Origin of the sequence: Bacillus sp. FSL M7-0791 (assembly GCF_038627085.1) — a bacterium.
Lineage (GTDB): Bacteria > Bacillota > Bacilli > Bacillales > Bacillaceae > Bacillus > Bacillus safensis.
The window spans coordinates 1,667,750-1,682,971 of the sequence record NZ_CP152022.1; the positions used below are offsets into that span (position 1 = coordinate 1,667,750).

Here is a 15,222-nt window from a genome sequence, read left to right on the forward strand (position 1 = left end):
CATTGCTATACACATTTTACCTTTTGTAGGGGAGGAGTTTTACGAAATGGCAAAGTACACAAGAGAAGATATCGTAAAATTAGTAAATGAGGAAAACGTAAAGTACATCCGTCTGCAATTTACAGACATTCTCGGAACGATTAAAAATGTTGAGATTCCTGTGAGCCAGTTAGAAAAAGCTCTCGATAACAAATGTATGTTTGACGGTTCATCTATTGAAGGATTCGTACGTATCGAAGAATCAGATATGTATCTATACCCAGATCTAAACACATTTGTTATTTTCCCTTGGACAGCAGAAAAAGGTAAAGTTGCACGCTTTATTTGTGACATTTATAAGCCAGACGGGACACCATTTGATGGAGACCCGCGTAACAACTTAAAGCGTATCTTAAAGGAAATGGAAGAACTAGGATTTAGTGATTTCAACCTTGGACCTGAGCCAGAATTCTTCTTATTTAAATTAGATGAAAAAGGCGAGCCAACGCTTGAACTAAACGATAAAGGCGGATACTTTGACCTTGCGCCAACAGATCTAGGCGAAAACTGCCGCCGTGATATCGTGCTAGAGCTTGAAGAAATGGGCTTTGAAATTGAAGCATCTCACCACGAAGTAGCACCAGGGCAGCATGAAATTGACTTCAAATATGCAGGCGCGATCCGTTCTTGTGATGACATTCAAACGTTCAAACTCGTTGTCAAAACCATTGCGAGAAAGCATGGTCTTCATGCGACATTCATGCCAAAACCATTGTTCGGTGTAAACGGATCTGGTATGCACTGTAACCTATCATTATTCAAAAATGGTAAAAACGCATTCTTTGATGAAAAAGCAGATTTACAATTAAGCGAGACTGCTAGACACTTTATCGCAGGTATCGTCAAGCACGCAACAAGCTTTACAGCGGTCACAAACCCAACGGTAAACTCTTACAAGCGTCTTGTACCTGGCTATGAAGCACCTTGCTATGTGGCATGGAGTGCACAAAACCGCAGCCCATTGATCCGTATCCCGGCATCACGCGGCATCAGCACACGTGTAGAAGTACGCAGCGTAGACCCATCTGCAAACCCATATCTTGCACTAAGCGTATTACTTGCAGCAGGTCTTGACGGAATCAAAAACAAACTAGAAGCACCAGCACCAATCGACAGAAACATCTATGTCATGGACAAAGAAGAGCGCCTTGAAAACGGCATCTCTGACCTTCCTGCAACACTTGCAGAAGCACTCGAGCTGCTGAAATCAAACGAAGTCATGATCAACGCACTAGGCGATCACCTATTCGAGCACTTCATCGAATCAAAAGAAATCGAATGGGATATGTTTAGAACCCAAGTACACCCATGGGAACGCGATCAGTATATGTCTCAGTATTAATAATAAAAACCCCTTGGAGCCATTGGCTTCAGGGGGTTTTTTGTATTTAACTCTATGATTGATGGGATGAATCGAACAAGAACAGTGTTATGTTGTGTAGCTCTTAGTTCATCAAGAGCTTTGTTATTTCCCCTTACATATATGGGATGTCTAAGTCCACAAGATGCAAATAATTTGGATCGATATTGAGCGGTTTGAACAACAGAATTGTATCGATCTATCAAATATAGGTTACACGAACTTATCAATCTTGTAATGTAACAAGTGGTTAAAGATTTCCGATTAAAAAATTGAATTGATTGATAAAGTAAAGTAGTACTACTTCATTATAAGCACAAATACTGGTAGAATTGAGCAAGCAAACCATAAAATGCAACTGAGTTAAATCAGTATAGCCAGTATTCAAAAATAATTAAAATATGAGGGAGAAATTTAATGGAGTATGTATTAATGGAACCACCAATTATAATGGAATCCTTTGAAACTTTATCAAAAAAAGAGGCTGAGATTCTCTTTGATTGGTTTGTTAATCAGATACCACTACGGATTGAAGTTTTGAAAAATGTTACTAATGGAGAGGTGGACTTTAATTTCACTCCCGAATCACTTATAAATATCTATGGTTGGTTTTTATCTCAGGTGGAGATTTATGAACTATCAGAAGAAGAGATTGGTAGAGAATTAGAAGAATTAAGGCAATATCCTGATTTTATTTATGAAGATGAAAAAAAGAGCTTATTGGCTAATCCAGTTGAAATTGCAAAAGTGGACTATGCAATAGCAATGGATATCGGGATTTATTATGCAGAAGTTATTAGAAGAAACCATCCTCAAGTAAAGTGGACGTGCTTTACTAAGCCGAAATCTTATGCATACTTAAACAAGCCTATTCTTCATTTCGAAGAACGAGACAGCATTTATTATGAGCGTGAACCTATAGATTTAATGATCATTCTGAACCAACGAATTAAAAAAGGAGAAGTAACAGAGCGTACACTTTATGAAATGTATTTTACAGATGAGAATTTGATATTGGGTGTAGACGAAGATCCTGAAGATGAAGATTAAAAAGAGTAACTTCTGACATGGAAGTTGCTTTTTCATTTTGTTTTTAGAAACTTTGATAAAGAAAGTATGTCTCAAATAAATTCTCAACGAAAATGATTGTTTGCTGATACTCTATAATCATAATACTAGTTGGATTTCAAAAGAATATGGAGATATGTTAAAGAAGGTTGGGATTTTTACAAAATGACTGAGCCTTATGCGTCTTTTGGTTAATTTAACAGCTGAAGATCCCTTTCAGTAAATACAACGTATAATTGTATTAAATTTGAAAATAAGTGAAAAGATACTTATGTAATCCAAAAAATAATTAATTTTTAAAGCCTTTAGAAATTGAGAGCTTTTTTAAATTAGGTAAGGAGACTATAATTTAGATGAGTTCGGATAAATTTAAAAGTATAAATACTATAGAATATACAGAATTAAAGAATGATCTGAGGACTGGTGACCTTTTATTATGTTCGGGTGAATATTTGGTAAGTAAGTTAATTAAACAAGTTTCCAATTCACTCTTTAGTCATGTTGGTATTATGGTGAAGTGGAAAGGGCTATTATTAATAATTGAAAGTGTTGAGGACGATGGTGTTAGAATAGTTCCTTTAGAACATTATTTGACTAACTATGAGAATACAAATAAAAGTTATGATGGGAAGTTATATATTGCACGGCACAAACAGTTAAATGAAGATGGTGGTGAAAAACAAAATACCATTATCGTTAAAGGTTTATCTTTATTAAACAAGAATTATGATAAATCTGAAATAGCACAGATAGTTGCTCGAATAGGATTGGGAGTAGGTAAACATAGAGATAATGAGGAGTTTATCTGCTCTGAATTTGTAGATGTATGTTTTAAAGAGGCAGATATTTGTTTTACCTCAGATACAAAAGGTTTTATCTTTCCTGAACACATTGCTGCTGATGAAAATGTTATTCCTATCGCTCGAATAGGTTAATATTTAATTCATAACAAACAGGCCTTCGACATGCGAAAGGCTTGTTTGTTTATGCAATTACCTGTTGATTTTTTTGTGATGGGCATTAAAACAACATTTTGTGAATTCCACTTTTAGAGTAGCCCTTCTAAAAGAACTCAGAATCCGTTCAGTTGCTTGTCACTTCTAATCAGCTTTTCTAAAGTCACTCATTCAATGTATTTGCGGGATACCGAAAATTTCTATTAAGGACAGTTTGTCTTTACATATGTTGTAAATCTAGTGTTAAAATATTATAAGGGATTTGCTTAGAAGGGGGTAAAGGGATGACAGAATTAATTGCCTCTCAGGAGGTAGGAAACATGTTAAACACCTGGAATCTTGCCATACAAAAAGGGGATTTGTCGGCAGCTATTGAAATGCAAGATGACATAGACAAGGCAATCGAGCAAATGGAAGAAAATCAAGATATTCTTTTGTATTATCAACTTTTAAGCTTTAGACTTAAGCTGAAACTTCAGAATATTAGCAAAAACCTAGATAAACCATTCTTCGAGAGGAATGCACCAGACGAAAAAGAAGAGAAGACAAACAAACTCATGTCCTATTACTTCTATTTCTATAATGGGATCTATCATGACTACTTACAAGATTATGATAAGGCGCTAAGTTATTTCAGAATAGCTGAAAAGAAGTTGGCCTATGTTGATGATGAAATAGAAAAAGCAGAATTTCATTATAAATTAGCTGTTCTATTTTATGATTTGAAAATGACTTTCTTATCTAAATATCATGCTCAAATTGCTTGTGACACATTTAATGCACATGAATCATATATCAAAAGACAAATTAACTGTAGAATGCTGCATGCGCTGAACTTAATCGATCAATTTGAATATGAGAAAGCAAGTGAACTTTTTAACGAAGCAGAGAACATGATCCGAAGTATCAATGACAATCATTTAATTATTCATCTCTATTACAGCATGGGTTTTTTGGAAAGCAAAAGAGAGAATGCTGAGAAAGCATCTGCATTTTTTAGACGCACACTGAGTTATGAAGAAATTGAGCAACAAATGTTATTAAAAATGAGATGTTTATATGAACTAGCCAGAATAGAAGTATCAAATCAAAGCAATGAAGTGATTGAGTGGGTTGATCTAGGCATTTCTTTGTCGGAACAAGTGAACCATCACATTTTTCAAATTAAATTTAAATTGTTAAAAGAACTATTATATGAAACAAATGACACTCAACAAGCCAATATCAGTAATTTGTGTGCAGAGCTTGAAGAAAGAAGAGTTTGGGTTGATTTAGAGGAAATCTTGGTTGATGTGGCGAAATATTTAGAGGAAAAAGGTTTGCTGCAACAATCATTGAATTACTATAAAAGAGCCTTACATGCAAGTCAATTTGTAGGAAAAGGAGTGAATTAAATGAAAAAGTCTTTTTTTATTCCATTATCAATAGCTGTGGTAGCATTAGGTACACTTTTCTTTACAAATGGTTTCATTCAACCTCAACATGATGATGTCCAAACCATCGCATCAAGAGGGAGCTCTGGAGGATAATTGGTTAAAAAACGATAAAGTGGATTAAAGTGTCAGACTCCTTATGGTATTCTAGTAAAAGAATATTCCATAAAAGGAGTCTTTTTTATATGAAAATATTAGATGCTCCATCTTTACTTTCAGCTGTCGAACAAAGGTCAAAAGTCTATCAAGAGCTTCGAGACGAAATGCAGCATGTGAAAAAAGCATTAAAAAGTGTGTCGGGATTAGGTGATGAATTTACTGGAAAAGGTGCAGACAATATCAAAGCCTTTTATGAGGATCTTGCGCTTTACACAGACACTTATCTTGATTTTATTGATATGCAAAAAGCGTTTTTAGATGGGATAAAAGGAAAGCTTGATGATGAATCGTTAGGCGGAAGTACATTTATTGATGAGCATTTTTTAGACGCTCAACTGAAACAAGGGATTCAGAATAATAAAGATATGGTCAAGGAACAAAAAGAAGCCCTATCCACTATTTTTGATGACATCAGTGATCTCATAGAACTGAATGTATTTTCAAGTAAAGAGGTCAATGAACATTTAGACGATGCGAACAAAAAAAGAAAAGATGCAATTGAGGCTGTACATAAAATAGATAATGAGCTAAAAACAGAATACGCAAAATCAGAAGCGATCGAAAAACACCTCGCAACTTTTTATGCAAAAATGATGGCTGCTACAGGAAAAGGAAAAAATGCGCAGCCCATGTATTACGATGCAAAAGCGTTTCATGAAACAGATGTGTACAAGAATCACGATAAAATCGATGCACAGGTGAAAGCATATTTAAAGGTGAAAAAAGAAGAAAAAGAGAAACGAAGAATCAAAGAATTGAAAGAAAAGCTCAACGATCCTTCGTGTATATCGGAAGAAAAATACTTTGAGATTGTAGACGAAATTGGATATGAAAATCTTTCTTACGATCAAAAAATGTATTACAGCCAGCTTCTCCAGATCAAAGCGCAGGAAGAAGCATCAGAGGGGTTCGTTGATGTTGTAAAAGGTGCAGCAGTTGGTCTATATGATGTGGCCAAAGATACAGTAGTTGGCATCTATGATCTTGTGACAGACCCTGGAGGTGCCGTTGAATCGGTCGTAACGGCAGTTTCACATCCAATTGAAACATCGAAAGCGATTGGAAAGTCAATTTCAGACTCATTCCAAAAAGAAGTCATCGATGGTGATGCATATTCTCGATCACACTGGTTCGCCTATGCAACTGGTTCTCTAGCAGAAATCGTCTTTGGTTCTAAAGGGGCAGGTGCCATTACAAAAACGGGGACAACAGCAGCAAAAACGACGGTGAAGAAAGGCCTTGAGCAAGGTGCAAAATCATTAGACAGAGTCTCTATTCCGAATCTATTGCCATACTCACCAAAGTTTCAAATGGCTGGCGGCCCGAAGCTGCCGTATAACGTGTTTGACGGAGAAAATCTCAAAAATAAACTCCTCTCTATGGCAAAACGCCTAGATAACAATTCAGGATACGGTATCACTAAGACAGGCAGACGATTACCAGCACCAAAATCACCACCGACTGTTGTTAGCTACGGAGATCACTATGTGAGGTGGAAACGTAAAAAAGTATTAAAACCAAATGTTGTTTATTCAACAAAGCAAGGCTACACCTACACAACCGATCACTACGGAAGAATTGTCAAAGTCGAAGCAAGTGATTTAAAATACGGAGAGGTTAAAAGAAACCAATATGCCCAATCCAATTCAGGAAAGCCGGATCGATTACTGGATGATGATGGAGGTCACTTGATTGCAACTATTTTTAAAGGTTCAGGGGATATTGATAACCTACTTCCGATGAATTCACAAATTAATCGTAGTGGTGGGAAATGGTATGAGATGGAGCAGAAGTGGAAAAAAGCATTAACGGCTGACCCTCCAAAGCATGTAGAGGTTAAAATTGAACCTGTCTATATGAATGATTCATTAAGACCTGCAGAGTTTCTTGTAGAATATAAAATCGGAGACCAAAAGAGATTTAGAACTATTAAAAATAAGCCAGGAGGTTGAAGTATGGAAAAAATAGAAGAAAACTATAAAGAAATAGCGGAAATAATAAATGAAATGATTCCTGTAGAATGGGATAAAGTTTGGATGTATGCAGAAATCGTGGATGATTCGTCAGAAGTGAATTTTTATTTCTGCAACCCAGGCAATGAAGAATTAATATATGGTCATAATATTCCTGAAAAGTATAGTGTTAGCAATTCTATTTATAAAGAGTTATTATTAAAACTTCTCCATTCTTTTGAAGACTTAAAAAAGGAATATGTAAAAAATGGATTTGGAGATTGGTCGACAGCAATTTTAAAAATGGAGCAACCAGGGAAATTCTCGATTGAGTATGGGTACGAAGATATTTATTCATTAGGCATTGATGGTGATCAAAGAATTGCAGTTTGGGAATATGAAACGTTCGGATTTCTCCCTGAAGATGAAGAAGATAAAGAAGCCGTATTAAATTATTTAAAAAATAAAGAAGATAACTAACGCACAATACCCTCCAATTTAAGGAGGGTATTTCTCATATATGTTTCATAAAACCTCATTTCCATTATCTAAACCGATAAACCGTCACTTCACAATCACCCAGCACTTCTTCAATCATCTCTTCCACAATCGTCCAATCGCCGCCTGCTAATCCGCAGCCGATCCCGTATGGAATGGCGATGGACGTTGGGTTTTTCTCTTCAGGTGATTGTGTCACTGTATCCTTTAGGTGTTGAAAGCAGTTGCGTAAGGCATCGTAGTCTGTTTGCTGTCTTGTTCTTCCGTATCCAGCTTGGGCAAATAAGTTGGCCATTGTTTTTCCATCTTTTGTTGTAATGAGTTGAATGGAGCTTAACAAGTCATCTCCATGTTCTGTACATAACTGTTTATAATCTTTGAACACATTCGGATATTTGCTTTTGATCTGTTTTGCTAATCCAGCTCCCATGACTCCTTTACAGTTCACCTGGTGACAAATGATGTCTTCGCTTGCCTCTAATATATTGCCGTCTACCGTTTTGATCATATGCAGTAACCCCTTTTTGATAAAATGCAAACTTATGTTCTATTATAACAGTTTTGTTCCTGTGATTTAATAGCTTTTGATGAGTTTTTAGTTAGTACATGAGTTCAGGTGACAGCAAAGTGACAAACATGTCATATGATTCCATGGTTTGTTCGTTCGATCGATGGAGGCAGACATCTCATTTCAATTATCCTTATCGTAAATCAAGTAAAGGGATGAAATGAGATGCGGGGACTTAATGAAGATTTATTTAGGTGGGTGAATGAACTCAGTATCGATCATGGTTACTTGAATCCAATATTTATTGGACTAGCTGAATATACAGTGCTGCTGACAGCGCTCGTGTGTCTGTTCGTATGGTTTCAAAATCGCAGCAGGTACAATAGGGCGATGGTCGTTTCTGCCGGACTGACCTTCGTACTCGCCGAGTTACTTGGGAAAATCGCTGGGGTGTTTTATTTTAATCAGCAGCCCTTTGCAGAAATGAGCCGCGTCAATCTTTTGATTCAAAAGGAAGTGAATAACTCGTTTCCGAGTGATCATACCATCTTTATTTTTTCGATTTGCGTGATCTTTTGGCTGTTTCACAAACGCCATATGTATTGGCTGATCATTGCGTGTGCTGTTGGTTTTTCAAGGATTTGGGTAGGTGTTCATTATCCATTTGATGTCTTAGCAGGAGCTGCTATAGCGTGTTTAACAGCCGTCGCCGTTGTATATTTGCCGATATGCCAAAAGAGCGTTGATGCCCTCTTGTCATGTTATGAATGGGTTGAACAAAAATTGGTAGGGAAGAGAACAAAATAATATTGTTGCAGCAAAATACCCCGATCTGTAAAGCTGAGATCGGGGTACTGTTTATTTTCGCCAAAACGTTGAACAATCCGCTTTGTCTTCGATATTAAATGCGATGATTTTTTTTAGGAGAGGATAATCAACTGGCAAGCTTTCTTTCATGCGAAACAGATTTTTCCCATGATCGTACCCAGCTTGTACAATGTCAGCTGAAAATTGATCAATTCCTTTTGCTTCTGGTGCGACAGAAATGTGATGTTTTGCCACGCTAAACCCAATAATAAATGTGCCGTGATCTGTGAACATGGGCTGATTCCAAGCAATTCTTGGCTCTAATTGAGGGAATGTGTCTTCTACCCATTGTAAGATGGCTTGAGTGCGCTGCTTCAGCTCAGGGTTACCGATTTTACTGATATATTCTTCAAACACATGCATAATATTTTAACCTCCCAATCCATCTACCTCATAAGCCTCAGACGGGATTCGAACCCGCACTCCTTTCGTAAGCATAGGCTAGGGGCAACACGCTTCCCTACGGAATTTCACCGACAGGAATTTCACCTGTCTCAGCTCATGTGCTTTTCGGTGCTTCTGAAACCCTTGCCTTGCGACCCGCCAGCTACAATTTGTTTTACGGCGCTCTTCCCTTCTAGAGCTACTGAGGCGTGTAAGTGATTGATCATATTATATAAAGAAACTGGATAAATGAAAAGCTGCTATGAACCATCATAAGATTAGAAAGCCTCGACATTGGGCTTTTTTCATTTCATCTCAAGATGTTTATTTTAAAAAAAGGCGGAATTTTTTCGCAAATATCATTGACTAGGAGAAAGAAACGTACTTTCAATGGAAACGGTTATTGAAGATTCAAGTGATTCATATTAAAATGATGTCAAATGGACTAATTAGCAATTGCTAATAGAAGTTCCATATTTAGTGAAATCATGTGTTGCAGCTGAAGGTGATTGGGGGTGTAGAATGAGCAAAGTTCCTGTTGCGGAATTGGCATCACTATTAAATGACTGGAACATGGAAATCAAAAAAGATCATGCAGATGAGGCAGAACGGTTATTTGCCAAAGCGAAAAAAGCGGTAGAGGAAATTGACGATGCGGATATCCTCATATACTATTCTCTTCTTGAGAAGAGGCATCACATTCTTATGTACAATTTAAGAGGTCAAAAAGGCAATGTTTCAACGAAAAGCATAGAGGGTCATTATGGAAAAAAAGAAGATGACCTGTCTAATCGTCTTGCCTATTATTTTGATTTTTATGAGGGTGTGTATGAGCAGCATCAAGGTAATTATGAGGTTGCATTGCAAATGTATCAAAGTGCTGAAAAGCTCTTAGATAAAATTCCAAGTGAGATAGAACGTGCTGATTTCGATTTTAAAGTGGCATGGCTTTATTACCGGCTCAGTCATATCATGCTCTCATTAAGCTATATCCGCAGAGCGCTGCACGTCTATAAGCGGCACAAGCAGTATGAAAGAAGAACGGCCCTTTCATACTCTCTTATAGCAGCGAATCTAACGGAGATCGGCCGGTATGAAGAGGCGCTTGAGAATTATCGTCTGGCGGAAGAAGTTTTGACAAATGAGCAGGATGATTTTATGCTGGCTCAGCTTCATCACAATGTGGCCATTTTATATTCATTTTGGAATAAACCGAAGGAATCGATACGTCATCTTGAAAAAGCACTGTCCCATCAAGAGTATTATGATTCAGATTTCTTTTTCCATTCTACGTATCTGATCAGCCGGGAACTCTGTGTGATTGGTGAAAAGCAGCGTGCAAGCCAATATATAGAGGCTGCATATGCCAGAATAAAAGATGCTTCTCATGAAGTGTTTCAGCTAAAAATAGGCATCGTACATGATCTTTACTTAACGCATGCGCCACAAAGATTTCAGCAAATTGATGAGAAATTAAGAAAGTTAGAAGAGAAGAATGAATATCATGAAGTAAAAGAGCTATCACAATTTGCAGCAAAATATTGTGAAAAGCAATCACTTTATGAGCAGTCTGTTTTTTACTTGAACAAAAGTTTAGAAGCGGATTTACATATGAAAAGAATGGGGTTGATTTAAGATGAAAACAGGATTAAAAGTATTATTCGTTGTCGGTTTAGCGGTCGCTGCGACTGTTCTATCGCAAAACGTTGCGGGTTCATTCGAAGTTGCAGAAAAAATCATTGGTGGTTAATACCATTTATCTCTCGCCCTTGTTGATGATCGTCAGCAAGGGTTTTTTGTGTTTTAATAGGCTCTTCTTATTAAACGCTGCAAGAACGTTTAATAAGAAGAATTCGCAACAAAGGGGGTGTGCAAATTTATTACCTGCTCCATTATTCTAAATAAACATAGGGCAGAGCAACAAGTTAAAAAGGTCACTTTTCTTTGCTTAATTTAATTTTTTGCAGGACTTTTCATTCAAATTTTATTAAATTGGTCTAATGTACATAGAAGGAAAGAAAAAGCAGGAGCACCGCCCATTCGTCATGCATATGATGAGATAAGGTCTGATTCGAAGGCAGGTGATTGTATGTATCCGCGGGTTTATGGTGGTTTTCATGGAGGCGGTTTTAGCGGAGGCGGGGCACATATTGGGCCTGTTGGTTCCCATATCGGCTTTGGCGGGTCTTATTTGAGCCCTGGTGTGTTCTCTGGCTTGGGCGGTTTTCCTGGTTACGGGGGATTCGGGACATTTTCTGGATATCCATATGGTTCAACGTTCATCATGGGACGCCCTCCTGGTTTTTATGTCAGGAGTTATTAGTGTAAGATCACAATAATTGAAATAGCCATCTAAAGAGAGGCTATTTCAATTGGTGAAAGTGCTTCAATCCAGCAGTGATCACAATGATGCCTAGAATGATGATCGGCAGCCATATGATGATAAACGGATCGTAACGATCTGTGTATGCAGCAATAGCTGCACCTAGGCAGTAGAAGACAATAGAGCCTATTCGCATCAAGCTTACAAGCTGGATAGGGGCCTTTCTTTTTTCCCGGTATGATATGCGCTGGGCTGCATCTTCAAATAGGTTAGCAAGTGTACTTGTGAGAACGGTTGTGGAAATGCCAGCAACATTCAATTTACGTGCGGCCGCCGTTTGCATGCCCATAGCCATACTTAAAAGAATGATCAGCATAAAGTAAGCACCTTGTGTATAAGGGAAAATGGTCATGAGAGCAAATAGAAGCAAAATCATCAATTCGATGATAAAAATGCGGGTTACGGCTTTTGGCCAAAACGTTTTCTCGTGATTTCCGCCTATCACCACTGCAAGTAAAACCCCTAAAACGAATCCACTTAGAGCAATGATGGAATGAAGGGCTGTTAGCTGCAAGGAGCTTCCTGCTGCAATGCCAAGCAGCACAATATTACCTGTCATATTGGCTGTAAACACATGCCCTAGGCTTAAATAGCCAATCACATCCACAATTCCTGCGGAAAGACATAAGAAAATCAAAGCTGTATTTCGAAATGAATGTGCGGTCAAAATAGTCATCCCTTTCTTCCTCTCTAATGAATAAGTGTAACGCGTCATGACCGCAAATGTCCATCTGATGAGATGGTCACATGTGTGCAAGCTGATGTAAAACTTGTCTAAAAGCATCATCATTCACAAGGTGCCTCATGCGGCGGAACGGATCGCCCTTTTCCTTTAAACGCTCTATAACAGCCGGCATCGTAAAAAGAGAAGGATGAAGCTCATCATGATAGAGTTCGTCCCATTCAAGCGGTGTCGCAACAAGCCCAAGCTCATTTCCTCTTGGAGAATATGGAGCGATGATTGTTTTCCCAGCATCGTGCTGAATGTAATCTAAATACAAGCGTTTGCCGCGTTTTTTCTTAAGGCGTTCCAGAGTAAAAAGATCCGGTGCTTGCTCACATAAAAATTGGCATATGAACGCGGTGAATTGTCTTGTTTCTTCGTATGTGAAGGCGTTTTTCTTTAAAGGAATATAGACTTGAAGCCCTTTACCTCCGCTTGTTTTAATAAAGGCTGTGAGAAAAAGCCCGTCTAAAAGCGCTTTGATTCGTTTAGCCGCTTCTATGGCTAGATGAAACTCATTTACAGATGGCGGGTCTAGATCAAAGACAATTTCTGTCGGCCGATCCGTATCTCTTGTCTCAAAAGGGATATGAAATTCCATCGCCAGCTGGTTGCCAAGCCAAAGAAGCGTACGAGGATCATTACAGATCGTATAAGAAATATCATCAACTTCATCTGTTAAAACAAAATCCGGCGCATAATCAGGTGTCGACTTTTGATAAAAGAATTCGTCTCCAGTGCCATGCGGATACCGAATTAAAGTAAGACGCCTTTCACGTAAAAAGGGCAAAAGGTAGGGAGCCGCTTGTCTTAAATAAAGTAAGTAATCTGCCTTGTTTAGTTGAAGAGCCGGGACAATCGGTTTTTCAGGGTGAGTGACTTCTATAGCAGCAGGGAGTGGATACAGCTGTTTGAGCATTTGCTGAAATGTACATGCTGCTGGATCCGCATCCAGTAAAAAGGAAGTAAAACGCGGCTCTCTTAACGCCGATCCATCAAAGGATATACAAGCAATGCTGGCAACGATAGAAGGAGGGATTTCGTATAAAGATCCTCCTGTTAACTGGCCTTTTGTCTGAAATAGTGTACGCAGCGTTTGTTCTTCTTCTTTAGAAAAACCATGCTTGAATTGGACAACCTCGATGAGTGTCGAATCTTGATAAATGGATCCTTGGAAATAGCCATTTTCTTTGTCAAAACGGGTGACAATGACAGAGACATACCGCCAGTTTTTCATTTTTAGCCATTCTTTTGAACGAGTATTGTCATGCCATTTACTCGTCTTTTTTTTCGCTACTAGTCCTTCTGCTAAATACGTCGTCATCACGTTTTTCATGTAATCAGAGTCTGGGTCTGTATGAATGACCTGCAAAAGGGAAGGGTGCTCTAGCTGAACTGATGAGGGGAGCTTAGCTTCTTGGAATAATTGCTGCAGCTGATTTTTTCTTTCCATCAACGGTGAATCAACGAGAGGTTTCCCTTTGCAGCTTAATAGATCGAATGCAATGAAATGACATGGAAATCGTTCAGCCTGTCTTTGGATGGCTTCTTTGTTTTTCAGCCTGCCTCTTTGCTGAACCTTCGCAAACTCACTTTGCTGTTCACTTAGTAAAAAGACCAATTCTCCGTCAAGTGTCAGCGGTAAAAAAGGAGCAAATTGGTCTCTTAATTGTTCGCATTGATCCATTACTTCAGGAAATTGCTTATTTAGCCGTTTTCCGGTCCTGCTTTCTAAACGAATCTCGTCTTCTTCCCATACAAGAATAGCCCGAAAGCCATCATATTTTAATTCATATACCCAGTCTGCACCGGCAGGTATATCATGTGCAGGTGTTAATCGCATAGGTTTCATTGTGCATGTCACTTCCTTATATCATGTGTTCTTATAGTGGGATGAAATTTTCAATCACATACATAAGTCTGATGAAAACATTACATAGTAAGGAGAAAAGAACGGAGGAAGCGCGATGCATACAGTATGGAAAGGCGGCATTAGTTTCGGATTGGTCAATATACCAGTCAAGCTGTTTACCGCTACAGAGAACAAAGACATTAAATTAAGACAGCTGCATAAAGAGTGTCACACGCCCATTAACTACAAGAAAGTATGTGCCAATTGCGGTGAAGAAGTAGCGCCGGAACAAATCGTCAAGGCGTATGAATATGCGAAAAATAAATTTATTGAATTGGACGATGAAGAGCTGGAAAAACTGCGAAAAGAAAATGAAGAAAAAGCCGTTGAAATCATTGATTTTGTAAAAATTGAAGAGATTGATCCAATCTATTATGAAAGAAGTTATTTCTTATCACCGGATACCGGCGGAGCAAAGGCTTATTCATTATTAAGAAAAGCTCTAGAGGAATCGGGGAAAATTGGTGTCGCAAAGATTATGATCCGTTCAAAGGAACAATTAGCAATCGTTAGGTGCTATGAACATATTTTGCTGATGGAAACCATTCATTTCCCTGACGAAATTAGACAAGTATCAGATGTACCGAATATCCCCCAAGAGGAGAACATTGTAAAGAAAGAGTTAGATACAGCGCTCCTTTTAATCGAGCAGCTGACCACGACATTCGATCCAGCGGCATATCAAGATGAATACAGAGAACAGCTGATGAATTTAATTGGCGATAAAATATCTGGAGAACATACCGTTCAGCCAGAAACGACAGGCAAAAAAGATCCTGCAGCCAATGTGACTGATTTGATGGCCGCACTACAGGCCTCGATTGACCGATCAAAACCAGCCAAAGCGAAAAAAGCAGCACCTAAGAAAAGAAAAACACCAGCGAAAAAAGAAAAAAATGCATAAAAATGACCGCTGACAAGCGGTCTTAAATTGTTAACAAAAGACTAAAATGATCTTTATTTTAGCCTTTTGTTTTCC

General features: G+C 38.1%; 15 protein-coding genes. 11 read left to right on the top strand and 4 right to left on the bottom strand.

Going from position 1 to position 15,222, the window contains the following annotated elements:
- The first annotated feature begins 46 nt into the window (after nt 1–46).
- The 7 genes from glnA (at nt 47) to MHI08_RS08465 (ending at nt 7,447) form a co-directional block, all read left to right on the top strand.
- Nucleotides 47–1,381, top strand: coding sequence for a type I glutamate--ammonia ligase (glnA, locus tag MHI08_RS08435; protein WP_024427046.1), 1,335 nt, complete (start codon nt 47–49; stop codon nt 1,379–1,381).
- 450 nt (nt 1,382–1,831) lie between these two features.
- Nucleotides 1,832–2,449 (top strand): hypothetical protein, encoded by a 618-nt coding sequence (locus MHI08_RS08440; protein WP_202739022.1) that lies wholly within the window; start codon nt 1,832–1,834, stop codon nt 2,447–2,449.
- Between the two features lie 371 nt (nt 2,450–2,820).
- On the top strand, nt 2,821–3,402 hold the full coding sequence (locus tag MHI08_RS08445; protein WP_202739021.1) for a YiiX/YebB-like N1pC/P60 family cysteine hydrolase: 582 nt from the start codon (nt 2,821–2,823) through the stop codon (nt 3,400–3,402).
- A 305-nt stretch (nt 3,403–3,707) separates the two neighbouring features.
- Nucleotides 3,708–4,817: a RapH N-terminal domain-containing protein gene (locus tag MHI08_RS08450; protein WP_103132384.1), complete on the top strand. Its 1,110-nt coding sequence runs from the start codon at nt 3,708–3,710 to the stop codon at nt 4,815–4,817.
- Nucleotides 4,818–4,952 (top strand): hypothetical protein, encoded by a 135-nt coding sequence (locus MHI08_RS08455; RefSeq protein ID WP_264082694.1) that lies wholly within the window; start codon nt 4,818–4,820, stop codon nt 4,950–4,952.
- 89 nt (nt 4,953–5,041) lie between these two features.
- Complete coding sequence (locus MHI08_RS08460) at nt 5,042–6,967, top strand: T7SS effector LXG polymorphic toxin (protein ID WP_163115113.1); 1,926 nt, start codon at nt 5,042–5,044, stop codon at nt 6,965–6,967.
- Between the two features lie 3 nt (nt 6,968–6,970).
- Entirely contained in the window at nt 6,971–7,447 is a 477-nt protein-coding gene (locus tag MHI08_RS08465; RefSeq protein ID WP_163115112.1) for an immunity protein YezG family protein, read from the top strand.
- Nucleotides 7,448–7,511: 64 nt separating this feature from the next.
- Here MHI08_RS08465 and MHI08_RS08470 read toward each other — a convergent pair whose 3' ends face one another.
- Nucleotides 7,512–7,973 (bottom strand): macro domain-containing protein, encoded by a 462-nt coding sequence (locus tag MHI08_RS08470; RefSeq protein ID WP_087975395.1) that lies wholly within the window; start codon nt 7,971–7,973, stop codon nt 7,512–7,514.
- A 225-nt stretch (nt 7,974–8,198) separates the two neighbouring features.
- On the opposite strand from MHI08_RS08470, the gene MHI08_RS08475 reads away from it, so the two are divergent.
- Nucleotides 8,199–8,780, top strand: coding sequence for an undecaprenyl-diphosphatase (locus MHI08_RS08475; protein WP_076839704.1), 582 nt, complete (start codon nt 8,199–8,201; stop codon nt 8,778–8,780).
- A gap of 51 nt (nt 8,781–8,831) precedes the next feature.
- Here the strand turns inward: MHI08_RS08475 and MHI08_RS08480 are convergent, their stop codons facing one another.
- Entirely contained in the window at nt 8,832–9,203 is a 372-nt protein-coding gene (locus tag MHI08_RS08480; RefSeq protein WP_076839706.1) for an iron chaperone, read from the bottom strand.
- A 543-nt stretch (nt 9,204–9,746) separates the two neighbouring features.
- Here MHI08_RS08480 and MHI08_RS08485 point away from each other — a divergent pair.
- Nucleotides 9,747–10,859, top strand: coding sequence for a tetratricopeptide repeat protein (locus MHI08_RS08485; protein ID WP_024425110.1), 1,113 nt, complete (start codon nt 9,747–9,749; stop codon nt 10,857–10,859).
- A gap of 454 nt (nt 10,860–11,313) precedes the next feature.
- Entirely contained in the window at nt 11,314–11,547 is a 234-nt protein-coding gene (locus MHI08_RS08490; RefSeq protein ID WP_044335602.1) for a hypothetical protein, read from the top strand.
- Nucleotides 11,548–11,587: 40 nt separating this feature from the next.
- Here the strand turns inward: MHI08_RS08490 and MHI08_RS08495 are convergent, their stop codons facing one another.
- On the bottom strand, nt 11,588–12,283 hold the full coding sequence (locus MHI08_RS08495; RefSeq protein WP_149126624.1) for a YoaK family protein: 696 nt from the start codon (nt 12,281–12,283) through the stop codon (nt 11,588–11,590).
- Nucleotides 12,284–12,350: 67 nt separating this feature from the next.
- Nucleotides 12,351–14,183, bottom strand: a complete 1,833-nt coding sequence (locus tag MHI08_RS08500) for a DNA ligase D (RefSeq protein WP_342500155.1) — start codon at nt 14,181–14,183, stop codon at nt 12,351–12,353.
- 115 nt (nt 14,184–14,298) lie between these two features.
- On the opposite strand from MHI08_RS08500, the gene MHI08_RS08505 reads away from it, so the two are divergent.
- On the top strand, nt 14,299–15,147 hold the full coding sequence (locus tag MHI08_RS08505) for a Ku protein (RefSeq protein ID WP_024425113.1): 849 nt from the start codon (nt 14,299–14,301) through the stop codon (nt 15,145–15,147).
- Nucleotides 15,148–15,222 lie beyond the last annotated feature (75 nt).